We start from the raw sequence: 17,334 nt of genomic DNA, 5'->3' as shown, positions 1-17,334 counted from the left end.
GTTCTCTGCACAGCTCCCGGATCGCCGCATGACCGACAGTTTCGTCACCCAGTGCCCGCATTGCCAGACCAGCTTTCGCGTCACCCATCACCAGTTGAGCGTGGCTCGCGGCGTCGTGCGCTGCGGTCACTGCCTGCAGGTGTTCAATGCGGCCAAGCAGTTGCTGGAGCAGAACCGTGCCAAGACCGGCGTTGCCCCCGATGCGCCACCGCCCGCGGTGGTCGAACCGGTTGCCGCGCCCGAACCGGTCGCCAGCGAGCCGCCGCCGGTCGAGAAAGAGGCCTGGGCCATCACCGCCCAGGCCCTGGATGAACTCGACCTGGACCAGGAACTCGCGCGCCTCGAACGCCGTGGCGAACCTGCCGAGCCCGGCCCGGATAGCAAGGCCGGTGCCCTGCAGGCCCGTCGCGACGAACCGGCTAGCGATGAGCATGAAGATGAATTGTTCGGCACCGCGACCGACGACCGCCATGAACCGCTCGAGGCCCATGACCCGGCGCCGGTGCTGCTGGACGAACAGCCTCTGGAGCCGGAGCCGGGCGACCGCACCGAGCCGACCCTCGGTGGCAACCTGGACCTGGACCTCGACGACGAACCGCCGGCGCAACGCGCTGCCGAGCCAGAGCCCACGCAACGGTTCGATGAACACGACGACGACGTCATTCACGAAAAGGGCCTGAGCGCCCGTGACGACGACGACACCGACCTCCATTTGTCAGCCCGCGATGACGACCCGCACGAGCCGCTGCCCGGCGAACGCCTGGAGCCCGGCTTCGCCGCCAAGCCTGAGCGCCCGTCACGCAAGGAGCCGCTGGTCGACGTGGTCGACGACCCGCTGCAGCTGGGTTGGGAGAAACCCCGACCCAACTGGGGCAAGCGCCTGCTCTGGAGTTTCCTGACCCTGCTGGCCGCTGGCCTGCTGGCATTCCAGTACGTGTGGTTCCACTTCGACGAGTTGGCCCGCCAGGACCAGTACCGGCCAATCTTCCAGCAACTGTGCCCGATGCTCGGCTGCCAGGTGCCGACCCGCGTCGATATCGGCCGAATCAAGAGCAGCAACCTGGTGGTGCGCAGCCACCCGGACTTCAAGGGCGCGCTGATCGTCGATGCGATCATCTACAACCGCGCACCGTTCGCCCAGCCGTTCCCGCTGCTGGAGCTGCGCTTCGCCGACCTCAACGGCCAGCTGATCGCCAGCCGTCGGTTCAAGCCCAGCGAGTACCTGTCGGGTGAATTGGCCGGGCGCGGCGAAATGCCCAGCCAGACGCCGATCCACATCGCCCTGGATATTCTCGACCCAGGTCCCAAGGCCGTGAACTACAGCCTCAGCTTCCGCTCCCCGGAGTGACACCCCATGGCTGGCAGCCGGATTATCGGCGCCAGCGGGCTGTCGCAAACCCTCGGGCATAAGGCTGCAGTTGCTCAGAATTTATCCAAATCCTTCTTTATCCGGTCACCGAGAGCGGGTATCATGCCAACCCTTTTTCGACTCCAATGATTCGGCCCCACAACAGGGAACACCTATGTCGGCGGTACGCATCGGCCCATACACACTACGCAACAACCTGATCCTCGCGCCCATGGCCGGGGTCACGGACCAGCCTTTCCGTACACTTTGCAAGCGCCTGGGCGCCGGCATGGTGGTGTCGGAGATGGTCAGCAGCGACATGAGCCTGTGGAACAGCCGCAAGTCCAGCCTGCGCCGCATCCATGAAGGTGATCCCGAGCCACGCTCGGTACAGATCGCCGGTGGTGATGCGCAGATGATGGCGGCGGCGGCCCGAGCCAACGTCGAGGCAGGCGCCCAGATCATCGATATCAACATGGGCTGCCCGGCAAAAAAAGTCTGCAACAAAGCTGCAGGCTCTGCTTTATTGAGAGATGAAGCTCTGGTCACCGAAATCCTCCACGCCGTGGTCGGCGCGGTGGACGTACCGGTGACGCTGAAAATCCGTACCGGCTGGGACCGGGCGAACAAGAACGGCCTGAACGTGGCGAAGATCGCCGAACAGGCCGGTATCCAGGCGCTGGCGGTGCATGGCCGCACACGCGCCGACCTGTACACCGGCGAAGCCGAATACGACACCATCGCTGCCATCAAGCAGGCGGTGTCGATCCCGGTTTTCGCCAATGGCGATATCACTTCGCCAGAAAAGGCCCGGGCGGTGCTGGATGCCACCGGGGTCGACGGCTTGCTGATTGGCCGGGCTGCCCAGGGGCGGCCGTGGATCTTTCGCGAGATCGAACATTTTTTGGGGACTGGCCAGCATTTGCCGGCCCCGCAGTTGGACGAAGTGGAACGCATCCTGCTGGAGCACCTGGCCGCGCTGCATGCCTTCTATGGCGATGTAATGGGCGTGCGTATCGCCCGCAAGCATGTGGGCTGGTACCTGGCAACACGACCCGGCGGCAAGGAGTTTCGCTCCCGGTTCAACGCTTTGGAAGACACACAAGCGCAGTGCGCCAACGTTCGCGAATATTTCAGCGAACGTCGACAGAGCCTTGAGACAGAGGACGGACAAGGGGTGGCCGCATGACGATGATGACTGAGACATTAGTGAGTGGAACAACGCCCGTGAGCGACAACGCCAACCTCAAACAGCACCTCAACACGCCGAGCGAAGAGGGCCAGACCCTTCGCGACAGCGTCGAGAAGGCGCTGCACAACTACTTCGCACACCTGGAAGGCGCGACCGTCACCGACGTGTACAACCTGGTGCTCTCCGAAGTCGAGGCGCCCCTGCTCGAAAGCGTGATGAACTACGTGAAGGGCAACCAGACCAAGGCCAGCGAGATGCTCGGGCTCAACCGTGGCACCCTGCGCAAGAAGCTCAAGCAGTACGACTTGTTGTAAGCCAGAATCCCAATCAGAAAAGGCGGCCTCTGCGAAGAGACGCCTTTTTTGCTGACTCCACCGCGTTATTGGAACCCGAAATGACCGACCAGACTACCCGCCTGCCAGTCCGCCGCGCCCTGATCAGCGTCTCCGACAAGACCGGTATCCTCGAATTCGCCCGTGAGCTGCAACAGCTTGGTGTCGAGATCCTGTCCACCGGCGGCACCTACAAGCTGCTCAAGGACAACGGTGTGAACGCGGTGGAAGTGGCCGACTACACTGGCTTCGCTGAAATGATGGATGGCCGGGTCAAGACCCTGCACCCGAAGATCCACGGTGGCATCCTCGGCCGTCGCGGCACCGACGACGCCATCATGAACGAGCACGGCATCAAGCCGATCGACCTGGTTGCCGTCAACCTGTACCCGTTCGAAGCCACCATTTCCAAGCCTGGCTGTGACCTGCCGACCGCCATCGAGAACATCGACATCGGCGGCCCAACCATGGTCCGTTCGGCGGCCAAGAACCACAAGGACGTCGCCATCGTGGTCAACGCCAGCGACTACGCCGGCGTGCTGGAAGGCCTGAAGGCCGGTGGCCTGACCTACGCCCAGCGCTTCGACCTGATGCTCAAGGCGTTCGAGCACACTGCCGCCTACGACGGCATGATCGCCAACTACATGGGCACCATCGACCAGGCCAAAGAAACCCTGTCGACCTCCGCGCGCAGCGAGTTCCCGCGCACCTTCAACAGCCAGTTCGTCAAGGCCCAGGAAATGCGCTACGGCGAGAACCCGCACCAGAGCGCGGCGTTCTACGTTGAAGCCAAGAAAGGCGAAGCCAGCATTTCCACTGCCGTGCAGCTGCAGGGCAAGGAACTGTCGTTCAACAACGTGGCCGACACCGACGCCGCGCTGGAGTGCGTGAAGAGCTTCGTCAAGCCGGCCTGCGTCATCGTCAAGCACGCCAACCCATGCGGCGTGGCCGTGGTGCCTGAAGACGAAGGCGGCATTCGCAAGGCCTACGACCTGGCCTACGCCACCGACACCGAGTCGGCGTTCGGCGGCATTATCGCCTTCAACCGCGAGCTGGACGGCGAAACCGCCCAGGCCATCGTCGACCGTCAGTTCGTCGAAGTGATCATCGCGCCGAAAATCTCCCAGGCTGCCCGCGACGTGGTAGCGGCCAAGCAGAACGTGCGTCTGCTGGAATGCGGCGAGTGGCCAGCCGAGCGCGCTGCCGGTTGGGACTTCAAGCGCGTCAACGGTGGCCTGCTGGTGCAGAGCCGCGATATCGGCATGATCACCGCCGATGACCTGAAGATTGTCACCAAGCGTGCACCGACCGAGCAAGAGATCCACGACCTGGTGTTCGCCTGGAAAGTGGCCAAGTTCGTCAAGTCCAACGCCATCGTCTACGCCAAGCAGCGCCAGACCATCGGTGTCGGCGCCGGCCAGATGAGCCGCGTCAACTCCGCCCGCATCGCCGCCATCAAGGCCGAGCATGCCGGCCTGCAGGTGCAGGGTGCGGTCATGGCATCGGACGCGTTCTTCCCGTTCCGTGACGGCATCGACAATGCGGCTAAAGTGGGTATCAGCGCCGTGATCCAGCCGGGTGGTTCGATGCGTGATGCCGAGGTTATCGCTGCTGCCGACGAGGCAGGCATCGCGATGGTCTTTACCGGCATGCGCCACTTCCGCCACTAATTCAGATGGTCGGCCGAGCCTCGGCCCCTGTAGGAGCGGCCTTGTGTCGCGAAAGGGCTGCACAGCAGCCCCCGGACCTTTGCAATACAGCAAAAATCCCGGGACCGCACTGCGGTCCTTTCGCGACACAAGGCCGCTCCTACACCGGGACGAGGTTCGCCGCCAAACAGAGGTTTTGACATGAAAGTTTTGATCATCGGCAGCGGCGGCCGTGAGCACGCCCTGGCCTGGAAAGTCGCCCAGGACCCACGCGTCGAGAAGGTCTTCGTTGCCCCGGGCAACGCCGGCACCGCCATCGAGCCAAAATGCGAGAACGTCGCCATCGACGTGTGTGCGCTGGAGCAACTGGCCGACTTCGCCGAGAAGAACGTAAACCTGACCATCGTCGGCCCGGAAGCGCCGCTGGTGATCGGCGTGGTCGACCTGTTCCGCAGCCGTGGCCTGGACTGCTTTGGGCCGACCAAGGGCGCGGCCCAGCTGGAAGGCTCCAAGGCCTTCACCAAGGACTTCCTGGCGCGTCACAAGATCCCGACCGCCGACTACCAGAACTTCACCGAGATCGAGCCGGCCCTGGCCTACCTGCAGGAAAAAGGCGCACCGATCGTGATCAAGGCCGACGGCCTGGCTGCGGGCAAGGGCGTGATCGTCGCCATGACCCTGGAAGAAGCCGAAGCCGCCGTGCGTGACATGCTGGCCGGCAACGCCTTCGGCGAGGCGGGTTCGCGTGTGGTCATCGAAGAGTTCCTCGATGGCGAGGAAGCCAGCTTCATCGTCATGGTCGACGGCCACAACGTGCTGCCAATGGCCACCAGCCAGGACCACAAGCGCGTCGGCGATCAGGACACCGGCCCGAACACCGGCGGCATGGGCGCCTACTCCCCTGCTCCGGTAGTTACCCCGGACGTGCACCAGCGTGTGATGGACCAGGTGATCTGGCCGACCGTGCGCGGCATGGCCGAAGAAGGCAACGTCTACACTGGCTTCCTGTATGCCGGCCTGATGATCGACAAGGCGGGCAACCCCAAGGTCATCGAGTTCAACTGCCGTTTCGGCGACCCTGAGACCCAGCCCGTCATGCTGCGCCTGGAGTCGAGCCTGGTGCTGCTGGTCGAAGCCGCCTTCGCCAAGGCGCTGGACAAGGTCGAAGCACAGTGGGACCCGCGTCCGAGCCTGGGCGTGGTGCTGGCTGCCGGCGGTTACCCGGGCGACTACGCCAAGGGCGACGTGATCAACGGCCTGGATGCCGCCGCCAAGATCGAAGGCAAGGTGTTCCATGCCGGTACTTCGCTGAAGGATGGCCAGGTCGTCACCAACGGCGGCCGCGTGCTCTGCGCCACTGCCATGGGCGCCAGCGTTGCCGATGCCCAGCAGCAGGCCTACCGCCTGGCCAAGGAAGTGAGCTGGAACGGCAGCTTCTACCGCACCGACATCGGCTACCGGGCCATCGCCCGCGAGCGCGGTGAGCACCAGCAGTAAGTTGTACCGGATTGCCGCAGCAGCTTGTGCATGCGGCATCCGGCTCGTCGACAGGGCCCCATGGGGGCCTTGCCTTCGACTTGGCGCGCCGCGCATAGTTAGTATCTGGCACATCGGCTAGGAAGGGATCTCGTAGTGCGTCGGCTTCGGATTGCCACAGCTCTGATCGTCAGCTTGCTGACCTTGTTCTGCCTGTTGCCGGCTTCGGCCGATCAGGGCGGAGGCTGGTCCGTTCTGCTCGATGAACAGGCCAACCTGCAATTGAGCGACGTGCGCTCTGATCGCTATCGCAGCCAGTTCAGCCCGACCACCCTGGGTGAGCTCGACGCCGCACCGGCCGACCAGGCCTTGTGGCTGCACTATCGCCTGGAACCGGGTGACCAGGAGCAGCTGCTGCGCATCTTCGCCCCCGACCTGTCCCGCCTCGATCTGTACGCCCTCGATGGCGACCGGCTGCTGCGCCAGCTGCACCATGGCCGCCAGGCCGGCAACGGCAATGGCAGCCCGACCCTGCGTGGCAGTGACCATGTATTACCCTTGCCCAACAGCCAGCATGCGCTGGATATCTACCTGCGCCTGGTCTCGGAGCACCAACTGCGCCCGGCGATAAGCCTGGAGCCTGCAGCGATAGCCGCCTCCGACCACAGCCAGCCGCTACTGTTCGGCATGCTGTTCGGCGGCCTGGTGATGCTCATCCTGCATAACCTGATCCGCTTCATCTATACCCGCTCCAGCACCACACTGTATCTCGCCCTTTACCACGGCCTGATGCTGCTCAGCGGCCTGATCCTGCTCAATCTCAGCGGTCCGTGGTGGCATTTATGGCACAGCGCGCAAACCCCGGCCGCCTACCTGACCCTGGTGCTGGCCGGGCTGTCAGGGCTGTATTTCACCCAACATTTCTTCGCCCCCTGCAACTCGCCGCGGCTTAACCGCCTGCTGCAGGGTGAAATGCTGGTCGCTGCAGTCAGCGGCCTGATTCTGCTGTTCGTCGACACCTTGCCGCTCAACCTGATGACCTATGCCCTGCTGGCCATCGGCAGCGTGACCATGCTGCTGGCCAGCAGCTACCACTGGTACAAGGGCTATGCCCCTGCACGCCTGTTCAGCATCGCCATGCTGGTGTTCAACCTTGGTGGCCTGGTGCTGCTGCCTGCCCTGCTCGGCCTGACCCGCACCTCGACGCCCTGGCTGCTGTGCATCCTCCTGGGCATGACGGTGGCCAGCGGCCTGCTGCTCAACCTGGCCGTCAGCGAGCGCCTGCGGCGCATCAGCGAAGAGCGCTTCAGCGCCAGCCGTGCATTGGCTGCCAGCGACGCCGAGATCAACGCCAAGGCGGAGTTCCTGGCCAAGATCAGCCATGAAATCCGTACCCCCATGAACGGTGTACTGGGCATGACCGAGCTGCTGCTCGGCACGCCGCTGTCGGTCAAGCAGCGCGACTATGTGCAGACCATCCACAGCGCCGGCAACGAGCTGCTGACGCTGATCAACGAGATTCTCGACATATCCAAGCTCGAATCGCGGCAGATCGAACTGGATGACGTGCAGTTCGACCTGAACGCCCTGATCGAGGACTGCCTGAACATTTTCCGCGCCAAGGCCGAGCAGCAGAACATCGAGCTGATCAGCTTCACCCAGCCGCAGGTGCCGCGGGTCATCAGTGGTGACCCGACGCGCTTGCGCCAGGCGCTGTCGAGCCTGCTGGAAAATGCCCTGAAGAACACCTCCCAGGGCGAGATCCTGCTGGTAGTGGCACTGGACCAGCGCGGTGAAATCCCGCGCCTGCGCATTGCCGTGCAGGACAGTGGCGAACCGCTGCCATCTGCCGAGCGCGAGGCCTTGCTGCAGGCCGAGCTGCACAGCCACCACTTCCTCTCCAGCAACAAACTCGGCGGCCACCTCGGGCTGGTCATCGCCAAACAGCTGATCGGCCTGATGCAAGGCGAGTTCGGCATCAAGAGCAGCACCAGCATGGGCAACACCCTGTGGCTGACCTTGCCGCTCGACCCGTCACGCCTGGAGCAGCCCCCGGCAGACCTGGACGGCCCATTGCGCGACGCCCGGGTGCTGGTGGTGGACGACAACGACACCTGCCGCAAGGTCCTGGTGCAACAGTGCAGCGCCTGGGGCATGAATGTCAGCGCGGTGCCGTCCGGCAAGGAGGCGCTGGCCCTGCTGCGAACCAAGGCGCACCTGCGCGACTACTTCGACGCCGTGTTGCTGGACCAGAACATGCCAGGCATGACCGGCATGCAGCTGGCGGCCAAGATCAAGGAAGACCCGAGCCTGAACCACGACATCCTGGTGGTGATGCTCACCGGGATCAGCAACGCGCCCAGCAAGGTCATCGCGCGTAACGCCGGGGTCAAGCGCATCCTCGCCAAGCCGGTCGCCGGTTATACGCTGAAGACCACGCTGGCCGAAGAGCTGGCCCAGCGCGGCCGCGAGCAGGCCGTCCCGGCACCACTGCCCGGCGCGCAGGGCACGCTTGAGCTGCCGAGCGACTTCCGTGTGCTGGTAGCCGAAGACAACAGCATCTCGACCAAGGTCATCCGCGGCATGCTCGGCAAGCTCAACCTGGAACCCGATACCGCCAGCAACGGCGAGGAGGCCTTGCAGGCGATGAAGGCGCAACGTTACGACCTGGTGCTGATGGACTGCGAAATGCCGGTGCTGGACGGTTTCTCCGCGACCCAGCAGCTGCGTGCCTGGGAAACCACCAACCAGCGCCAACGCACCCCGGTGGTGGCACTGACCGCGCATATACTGGCAGAACACAAGGAGCGCGCACGGCTGGCCGGCATGGACGGGCACATGGCCAAGCCGGTGGAGCTGTCACAGTTGCGCGAGTTGATCCAGTACTGGGCCAATCAGCGCGAAGCCAAGGCTGACCCTGCGCATACTTCTTGACCACGCCGAACGCGCTGTTTGTAGGAGCGGCCTTGTGTCGCGAAAGGGTCGCGCAGCGGCCCCAGATTCTCAGTTTCGCAGCAGAAATTGCCGGGGCCGCTGCGCGGCCCTTTCGCGACACAAGGCCGCTCCTACACCAAGGATCATCCCATGCTCCACGAGTTGTTCAGTGTCTACCTGAAGATGCTGGTGCTCTATAGCCCGTTCTTCGTGCTGTCGTGCTTCATCAGCCTGACCCGCGGCCACTCCAGCAAGGAGCGCAAGCAGCTGGCCTGGAAGGTCGCCTTTGCCGCGCTGGTGGCCAGCGTGCTGCTTTACCTGTTCGGGCGGGTGATCTTCGGCATCTTCGGCATTACCGCCGACGCCTTCCGCATCGGTGCCGGTAGCGTGCTGTTCATTTCGGCGTTGGGCATGGCCCAGGGCAAACCGGCCGTGCAGGCCGACAATGTGCAGCAGGACGTGACCATCGTACCGCTGACCATTCCGCTCACCGTCGGCCCCGGCACCATCGGTGCACTGCTGGTGATGGGGGTGGGCCAACCGCACTGGGACGACAAGCTGCTGGCCATCGTCAGTATCGCGCTGGCCAGCTTCACCGTAGGGCTGGTGCTGTACTTGTCCCACGGCATCGAGAAACTGCTCGGTGACCAGGGCCTGCAGATCGTCAGCCGTTTGATGGGGCTGTTCGTCTGCGCCCTGGCGGCGCAGATCATCTTTACCGGGATCAAGGGCTACCTGGTCGGTTAGCCCTCGAGCTCAGGGCGCGACCGGGTACCAGCGTGGGGTGTAGACCCACTGCCCGCCATTGGCGCGGTCGAAGGTGCAGGTAGTGGACGAACCGACCAGTACCATGGTGCGCATGTCGACCATCTCCGGCGTCAGCTCGGCCAGGCTCACCACCCTCAGCGTCTGCCCCGGCCGGCCGATATCGCGCCCCAGTACCACCGGCGTCTGCCCATCACGGTGCCGGCGCACGACCTCCAGCGCCATGCCAAGCTGATGCGGCCGGGATCTGGAAATCGGGTTGTAGAAGGCCAGCACCAGATCCGCCTGGGCCGCCAGGTCCAGGCGTTTTTCGATGATCGACCAAGGCTTGAGGTTGTCCGACAGCGACATCACACAGAAGTCATGCCCCAACGGCGCGCCCGCTTGCGCGGCAGTTGCCAGCGAAGCCGATACGCCAGGCAGGATCTCAAGGTCGACGCGGTGCCAGGCAGGGTCGCTGGACTCATGCAGGGCTTCGAGCACCGCCGCCGCCATGGCGAATACACCCGGGTCGCCCGAAGACACCACCACCACCGAACGCCCCTGGGCCGCCAGTTCGAAGGCATGCCGCGCACGCTGCATCTCTTCACGGTTGTCGGTGCAGTGCTGCACCTGATCGTCGCGGAACGGCCCAGCCATGCGTACGTAGGTTTCATAACCGAGGATGTCCTCGGCACACGCCAGCTCGGCCTTCACGGCAGGCACCATCAGCTCGGCGGCACCAGGGCCCAGGCCGATCACCGCCAGGCGACCGCGCTTGCGGCCCAGCCGTGCAACATCGACCGGCACCGTGGCCTGCGCGATCACCAGGCCCGACTGCTCGATCAGCCGAGCCTCGGGCAAGACCTCGGCCGCCATGTCGGTCAACGTGCCGTTCATGGCCGCGAAGCGCAACACGACGCCCAGTTCTGTGGCGGCCTCGCGCAATGAAGGCTCGGCCATCGCCTGCTCGGCGACCAACAGACAAGCCAGCGAGGGCTCGGCAATGCCGGCCTCACGCAAGGCGCCCCGCACTTGCTCGGCCAGAGCAGGCCCGCCTGCAGCCAACACCACCACCACGGAACGTGGGTGGATCAGCAACTCGTCACGGCTGGCCACGCGCGCGTCACAGCCAACATGGATGGTGCGCCGGGCCGTGTCACTGGCGGGCAATTGCGCCTGCGCAAGCCAGGGTGCATCCCCCTCGACACGCACGCTTTCACCGGCCAGCAGGTCGGAGACAAAGCGCTTGCCCTGTTCGAGGTCTGCCAAGGCATAGCCCTCGGGTGGGTTGAGCAGGCAAGTGCCAAAGCGCAGCTCACCACTGGTAGTGATCGCCGCCGCCACACCCAGCGCCTCGCCGAGTTCGCGGGCCATGACGTTGACCCCGCTCAGGCCACCCAGCAGCGGCACCACCGCGCTACCGTCCTCGGCCACGGCCAGTACCGGCGGCTCCGCGCCCTTCTCATCGAGCAGGCTGGCCAGGCTGCGGATGACGATGCCGGCGGCGCACAGCGCGATGATCGGCGTGGCCTGCTGGTACAGCACGCGCAGGGTGTCGCCAAAACCGTCGTAATACTGGTCCGCGCCCTCGACCCGGCCGCGCAGGCCGTGGATGGTCGCCTGTGGATAACGTTGCTGGATGCGCTGCGCCGTAGCCAGGCTGCCGCCGCCAAGAATGACGATGGCCGGCGCCTGTTGCCTGTTCAGCCCTGCCATTTTTCCCCCGGCACGATGATCAGCGAGAAGTATGGCGAGGACTGCGGGTCCACCTCATCCAGCGGCACGATCTTCTGGTTGGCCATGGTCGCCCGCTCGACATACAGCGCACGGCCGTCCAGGCCCAGTTCGCCCAGCACCTGACGTACCTTGGGGAAGTTGCGACCAAGCTTCATGATCACCGCCGCATCGGCATCCGCCAGCCGGCGCTTGAGCTCTTCGGCCGGCAGCACGCCCGACAGTACCGACAGGCTCTGGTTGCGATACACCAGTGGCGCACCCAGTACCGAGGCACCTCCGAGCATCGAGCAGACGCCTGGGACCACTTCAGCCTCATGCTGCTGGGCAAGGCGGTCGTGCAGGTACATGTAGGAACCGTAGAAGAACGGGTCACCTTCGCAGATCACGGCCACATCGCGACCAGCGTCCAGGTGCTCGGCTACCTGTACGGCAGCTTCATCGTAGAAATCGCTGATCACCTGCTCGTAGGACAACGGCGCGGGCAGTGCCTCGGTGGTCACCGGGTACACCAGTGGCAGCAGAGTCTGCTCGGTTTGCAGGTGCGCCTCGATGATGCCGAAGGCGTTGCCGCGCTTGCCCTTGGCCACGAAGTACGCCACCACGGGCGCCTCGCGCAGCAGACGCAGTGCCTTGACGGTGATCAGTTCAGGGTCGCCGGGGCCTACGCCCAGGCCCAGCAGTCGTCCGCGCGCCATCACTCCACCTCCGTGGCCAGGGCGTTGACCGCAGCAGCGGCCATCGCGCTGCCGCCCAGGCGGCCTTGCATGATCACGAACGGCACGCCACGGCTGTCGGCAGCGAGCATCGCCTTGGACTCGGCGGCGCCGACGAAGCCGACCGGGAAGCCAAGGATCAGGGCGGGCTTTGGCGCACCGGCATCGATCATCTCCAGCAGGTAGAACAGCGCAGTCGGGGCATTGCCGATCACCACCACGCTGCCTTCCAGGTGCGGGCGCCACAGCTCCAGGGCCACGGCGGAACGGGTGTTGCCGGCGTCCTTGGCCAAGCCTGGCACGCTCGGGTCGCGCAGGGTGCAGATCACCGGGTTGTTGGCGGGCAAGCGGGCACGGGTGATGCCTTCGGCAACCATGTGCGCGTCGCAGAGAATCGGCGCGCCATTGGCCAGGGCTTCACGGCCGGCGCGGCCGGCACCTTCGGAGAACTGCAGGCCGTCGATGGCGTCGACCATGCCGCAGGCATGGATCACGCGCACGGCGAGTTTTTCCAGGTCTGCGGGGATCCGCTCGAGCCGGGCTTCCTCACGGATGATCCGGAAGGAATTGCGATAGATCTCCTGACCATCGCGGATGTAGTCAATCATCAAGGTGCTCCGTCGGCAGGGCGAGCATGGCGCCTGCTTCATTCAAGGTAAGGTCGGTGGCGCGCAGGGCACCCAGGCCCGGCAGGTGCGCGTCACGCAAATAGAGGTCATAGCGGCCCGGTGAACGGGCCAGCAAGGTGGCCGGGGCGACGTGGGCCACGGCACAGGAACGGGGGCAGCCGGACAGGTGCACGCTGCCGGGCGCGCCACTGCCCAGCAACTCCGCCAGCTCGACGGCATCGGCCTTGGTGTCGGCCAGGCCCTTGGCGCAGCCACTGCTGCCGGTGCAGGCAACCACGCGCGCCAAGGGCTCATCGGCCTGGCAGAGCAGGCCCAATGCCGACAGCTCGACGCGGGCTTGTTCCAGGTCGGCTGCGGCAATGTTGGTCAGCATCAGGCTTTGCCACGGGGTCAGGCGCAGGCTGCCATCCCCCCATTGGCGGGCCACCCGGGCAGCGCCACGCAACATGGCCGGTGACAGGCGGCCCAACGGCGGCGCGACACCCAACGCCATGCCCTGCTGTTGTGTCACGGCACCCAGCCAAGGGCGTTGCGCGACTTCGCGCCGCCACTCGAGCACGGCCGCATCGCGGCGGACTTGCAAGCCGAGACCGTCGATGAAGACATCGACCTGGCAACCTTGCAGCAGCTGGCGCATGCGCGATTGCTCCGGGCTGGCCAGATCGAGGAAGCGATCGAGCACCGCGCGCACCAGCGCCAGCCCTTGCACCAGCGGTACCGCACCCAGTACCTGGCCATCGGCCGGGCAGCTGGCCAGGCCAAATGCCAGCCAGTCACGCTGCTCCAGGCGCAGTGCCGATAGCCACAGGTCGTGAGGGTGATCGAGCATCGCCACGCCTTCGCCCCCATCGAGCTGCACGGCGAACTTGGCCGACAACTGATGGAAGCGCGGCGTACCTTGCAGCAGGTCGAGGATCTGCCCGGCCAGGGGGCGTACATCCAGCAGCATCGACGGGTCATGGCCAGCCAGGGGACTGAGCATCAGGTTGCGCACGTCATCGCTGGCTGCATCACGTGGACCGAGGCGGGCGGCCAGCAGGCTTTCGACCAGCCCGGCATGATCGCTGCCGATACCGCGGATCTGCAGATTGCCGCGGTTGGTGGCTTCGATCACCCCACCCGCGAAACGCTCGGCTGACGCCGCCACCGCTTCGGCCTGGCCGGCCAGCAGCAGGCCGCCGGGCAGCTTGATGCGGCAAATGCCACCGTCACGGGCGCTGACGATGCGCCACAACCCCGGGCAGGCCGAGGGACGGGGTGATGCTACGGGCGTGTTGGCTGGCGTCAAAGGGGCGTCCGGCAATCGCTGAAAATGCGCTTGAGTGTAGAAGGCGCGGTATTATGCCTGCTTTGTCCGGCGGCATGAAAAGCCGGTGGTCGAGCTTCAACAGCGATTGAGCAGAAATTTTGGGGGCGCTGCGCGCCCCATCGCGACACAAGGCCGCTCCTACAGGAATCACCGTCCCCTGTAGGAGCGGCCTTGTGTCGCGATGGGCTGCACAGCAGCCCCAGACCCCGAAGAGGTATCAATGACCCCCTGGCTGACAGTAGTAGGCATCGGCGAAGACGGCTTCAGCGGCCTGGGCAAGCAGGCCCGGCGCGCCCTGCTGGGCGCCTCGCGGATCATCGGCAGCCCGCGCCAGCTGGCCCTGCTGCCGCGTTGCATCGGCGCCGAGCGGCAAGACTGGCCAACGCCATTCTCCCTCGCCCCGGTACTGGCACTGCGCGGTGAGCCGACCTGCGTACTGGCCAGCGGCGACCCGATGTTCTTTGGCGTCGGCGCCAGCCTGGCGCGACAGGTAGCAGCCGAAGAAATGCAGGTGCTGTCGATGCCCTCCTCTTGTGCTCTGGCCGCCGCACGCCTGGGCTGGCCACTGCAGGACGTGCAGGTGGTATCGGTAGTCGCACGCCCGTTGGCGGCGCTCAATGCCCACCTGTACAGCGGCCAGCGCCTGCTGGTGCTGAGCAACGACGGCGATAGCCCAGCGGCCATCGCTGCACTGCTGCGCGAACGCGGCTTCGGGCCCAGCCGCCTGTACGTGCTTGAGCACCTCGGCGGTGCGGCCGAGCGGCATCTGCGCGGCACCGCCGATGACTGGCCCCACAGCGAAATCGCCACCCTCAACCTGGTCGCCATCGAATGCCTCGCCAGCCCAGATGCCATGCGCCTGTCGCGCGTGCCCGGCCTGCCAGACAGCGCCTTCCGCCATGACGGCCAGCTGACCAAGCGCGACGTGCGCGCCATCACCCTGGCGCGCCTGGCGCCGCAGCCCGGCGAATTGCTGTGGGATGTCGGCGCCGGTTGCGGCTCAATTGGCATCGAGTGGATGCGCGCTCACCCGGCCTGCCGCACCCTGGCCATCGAAGCCGACGAAGGCCGGCAGGGCTTCATCGAATACAACCGCGATGCCCTCGGTGTGCCGGGCCTTCAGCTGGTTCGCGGCAAGGCACCCGACGCCCTCAACGAGCTGGAACGCCCGGATGCCATTTTCATTGGTGGTGGTGTCACCCGCGAAGGCGTGTTGCCGCTGTGCTGGGAACGCTTGCGCCCCGGTGGGCGGCTGGTGGCCAATGCGGTGACCCTGCAAAGCGAGCTGGCCTTGGCGCACTTCCGTGAACAGCACGGGGGCGAGCTGACCCGTATCCATGTCGCCCAGGCCCAGCCGTTGGGAGCTTTCGACACCTGGCGCCAGGCGCTGCCGATCACCTTGCTCGACGTGGTGAAACCCCTCGATGCGTGAAGAAACCCGCGAGCAACCCGCGCCCCTGCGCAGCGGCCTGACCACCGGCAGCTGCGCCACGGCCACAAGCCTTGCCGCTGCCAAGTTGCTGCTGACCGGCCAGTGCGACGACGCGGTGAACATCACCCTGCCCAAGGGCAAGGTGGTGCAGATGCGCCTGGAATTCTGCCGCCTGGTCGGCGAGCGCGCCGAAGCGGGCACGCTCAAGGATGCCGGCGACGATCCTGACGTCACCCATGGCGCCCTGCTCTACAGCCAGATCCGCCTGCAGGCACAACCTGGCATACGCTTCGTCGCGGGCTCTGGCGTCGGTACCGTCACCCGCCCTGGCCTGGTGCTGGCAGTGGGTGAGCCGGCGATCAACCCGGTGCCACGGCGGATGATCAGCGAGCACTTGCAGCAACTGGCCGACGACTGCGGCTACCTGGGCGGCTTCGAGGTCACGGTCAATGTGCAAGGCGGTGAGGCGCTGGCGCTGAAGACCATGAACCCGCGCCTGGGCATCCTCGGCGGGCTGTCGATCCTCGGCACCAGCGGCATTGTCCGCCCCTTCTCCTGCTCGGCGTACATCGCCTCGATCCACCAGGGCATCGACGTCGCCCACACCAACGGCTACACCCATATCGCTGCCTGCACCGGCAACGCCAGCGAAGACACCATGCGCCGGGTCTACAACCTGCCCGAAATCGCCCTGATCGAAATGGGGGATTTCGTCGGTGCAGTGCTCAAGCACGTGCGCAAAGTGCCGGTGCCACGCCTGACCCTGTGCGGCGGTTTCGGCAAGATCAGCAAGCTGGCTGCCGGGCACATGGATCTGCACAGCCGCCACTCGAGCATCGACCTGCCACAGTTGGCTGGCTGGGCAGCGGACATCGGCGCCGACGCCGAGCTGCAAGCGGCCATCATTGCCGCCAACACCAGCCAGCAGGCCCTGGCCCTGGCCCACGCCGCAGGCATCGCCCTGGGCGATGCGGTATGCACCCATGCCCTGGCCTTCGCCCGTAGCGTGGTGCCGGCTCAGGTGCAGGTCGAAGTGTTTGCCATCGACCGCCAGGGCGGCATCGTCGGCAAGGCCGGTGTGCAATGAGCCGCCGTATCCTGCTGCTCGGCGGCGTCACCGAAGCCTTGGCCATCGCCCGCCAGCTTGGCCCCGAGCACGTCTACAGCCTGGCCGGCATCGGCCGCGTGCCGCAGGACCTCACATGCCAGGTACGGGTCGGTGGCTATGGTGGCGCCGAGGGCCTGGCCACCTACCTGCGTGAAGCTGGCATCAGCCTGCTGATCGACGCCACCCACCCCTATGCCGCGCAGATCAGCCGTAACGCTGCCAGCGCCGCACAGGCCGCCGGCATCCCCTGCTGGGCCTTGCGCCGCCCGGCCTGGCAGGCACAGCCGGGAGACGACTGGCGCGAAGTGGAAGACTGGGCCGGCCTGATCGAAGCGCTCAAGCCGTTCAAGCGCCCCTTGTTCACCCTAGGCCGCGAACCGCTGCAACATCTTGAGGAGATTCCGCCGGAGCAGTTCTGGACCTTGCGGGCGCTGGAAGCCTGCGCGGGCAATGAGCGCTGTGAGGTCATCGGCGCACGTGGGCCGTTTCAGATCGAAGACGAGCGGGCATTGTTCGAGCGGCGCCGCATCGATGTGCTGGTGAGCAAGAACAGCGGTAGCGTGGCGACCGAACCAAAACTCGACGTGGCACGGGAACGCGGGGTGCCGGTGCTGATACTGAGACGTCCGGCATTGCCTGCCGTGGATCGGGAATTTACCCAGGCGGGTCTATTGCTGGCCAAGATCAAGGACTGTTTGTGATGACGCCAGAACGTATATCCCTTTGAC

The 17,334-nt window shown here is 65.5% G+C and carries 14 protein-coding genes; 10 read left to right on the top strand and 4 right to left on the bottom strand.

The features are described 5' to 3' along the window. Window positions 1-28 precede the first annotated feature (28 nt). From N430_RS05220 to N430_RS05190, 7 genes are all read left to right on the top strand, one after another. Window positions 29-1,348: a DUF3426 domain-containing protein gene (locus N430_RS05220; protein ID WP_110633669.1), complete on the top strand. Its 1,320-nt coding sequence runs from the start codon at window positions 29-31 to the stop codon at window positions 1,346-1,348. A gap of 175 nt (window positions 1,349-1,523) precedes the next feature. Next, on the top strand, window positions 1,524-2,537 hold the full coding sequence (gene dusB, locus N430_RS05215) for a tRNA dihydrouridine synthase DusB (protein WP_110633667.1): 1,014 nt from the start codon (window positions 1,524-1,526) through the stop codon (window positions 2,535-2,537). Further along, complete coding sequence (gene fis, locus N430_RS05210; RefSeq protein WP_008093076.1) at window positions 2,534-2,854, top strand: DNA-binding transcriptional regulator Fis; 321 nt, start codon at window positions 2,534-2,536, stop codon at window positions 2,852-2,854. The genes dusB and fis overlap by 4 nt, the downstream gene beginning before the upstream one ends. 80 nt (window positions 2,855-2,934) lie before the next feature. Next, entirely contained in the window at window positions 2,935-4,542 is a 1,608-nt protein-coding gene (purH, locus tag N430_RS05205) for a bifunctional phosphoribosylaminoimidazolecarboxamide formyltransferase/IMP cyclohydrolase (protein ID WP_027920810.1), read from the top strand. A gap of 180 nt (window positions 4,543-4,722) precedes the next feature. Beyond that, entirely contained in the window at window positions 4,723-6,018 is a 1,296-nt protein-coding gene (gene purD, locus N430_RS05200) for a phosphoribosylamine--glycine ligase (RefSeq protein ID WP_110633663.1), read from the top strand. A gap of 135 nt (window positions 6,019-6,153) precedes the next feature. Then, window positions 6,154-8,931, top strand: a complete 2,778-nt coding sequence (locus tag N430_RS05195; protein WP_110633660.1) for a hybrid sensor histidine kinase/response regulator — start codon at window positions 6,154-6,156, stop codon at window positions 8,929-8,931. A gap of 150 nt (window positions 8,932-9,081) precedes the next feature. Next, entirely contained in the window at window positions 9,082-9,678 is a 597-nt protein-coding gene (locus N430_RS05190) for a MarC family protein (RefSeq protein WP_110633657.1), read from the top strand. Between the two features lie 9 nt (window positions 9,679-9,687). Here the strand turns inward: N430_RS05190 and cobJ are convergent, their stop codons facing one another. From cobJ to cobG, 4 genes are read right to left on the bottom strand one after another with little or no spacing between them, the layout of a single operon-like run. Beyond that, window positions 9,688-11,394, bottom strand: coding sequence for a precorrin-3B C(17)-methyltransferase (gene cobJ / locus N430_RS05185; protein WP_110633654.1), 1,707 nt, complete (start codon window positions 11,392-11,394; stop codon window positions 9,688-9,690). After that, a complete protein-coding gene (locus N430_RS05180) occupies window positions 11,382-12,110 on the bottom strand; it encodes a precorrin-2 C(20)-methyltransferase (RefSeq protein WP_110633651.1) in 729 nt (242 codons plus the stop codon). The genes cobJ and N430_RS05180 overlap by 13 nt, the downstream gene beginning before the upstream one ends. After that, window positions 12,110-12,736, bottom strand: coding sequence for a precorrin-8X methylmutase (locus N430_RS05175; RefSeq protein ID WP_103445841.1), 627 nt, complete (start codon window positions 12,734-12,736; stop codon window positions 12,110-12,112). Before N430_RS05175 ends, N430_RS05180 begins: the two co-directional genes overlap by 1 nt. Further along, the gene (cobG, locus tag N430_RS05170) at window positions 12,729-14,060 is read right to left on the bottom strand and encodes a precorrin-3B synthase (protein ID WP_110633648.1); all 1,332 of its coding nucleotides are present in this window, start codon (window positions 14,058-14,060) and stop codon (window positions 12,729-12,731) included. The genes N430_RS05175 and cobG overlap by 8 nt, the downstream gene beginning before the upstream one ends. A 226-nt stretch (window positions 14,061-14,286) precedes the next feature. Between cobG and cbiE the strand changes: the two genes are divergently transcribed. The 3 genes from cbiE to N430_RS05155 are packed head-to-tail and all read left to right on the top strand — an operon-like array spanning window position 14,287 to window position 17,307. After that, window positions 14,287-15,498: a precorrin-6y C5,15-methyltransferase (decarboxylating) subunit CbiE gene (cbiE, locus tag N430_RS05165; protein ID WP_110633645.1), complete on the top strand. Its 1,212-nt coding sequence runs from the start codon at window positions 14,287-14,289 to the stop codon at window positions 15,496-15,498. After that, the gene (locus N430_RS05160) at window positions 15,491-16,585 is read left to right on the top strand and encodes a cobalt-precorrin-5B (C(1))-methyltransferase (RefSeq protein WP_110633642.1); all 1,095 of its coding nucleotides are present in this window, start codon (window positions 15,491-15,493) and stop codon (window positions 16,583-16,585) included. The genes cbiE and N430_RS05160 overlap by 8 nt, the downstream gene beginning before the upstream one ends. After that, the gene (locus N430_RS05155; RefSeq protein ID WP_110633639.1) at window positions 16,582-17,307 is read left to right on the top strand and encodes a cobalt-precorrin-6A reductase; all 726 of its coding nucleotides are present in this window, start codon (window positions 16,582-16,584) and stop codon (window positions 17,305-17,307) included. Before N430_RS05160 ends, N430_RS05155 begins: the two co-directional genes overlap by 4 nt. Window positions 17,308-17,334 lie beyond the last annotated feature (27 nt).

It is taken from the genome of Pseudomonas sp. CC120222-01a (assembly GCF_003097235.1).
Lineage (GTDB): Bacteria > Pseudomonadota > Gammaproteobacteria > Pseudomonadales > Pseudomonadaceae > Aquipseudomonas.
This window is presented reverse-complemented; position numbering and strand designations above follow the sequence as displayed.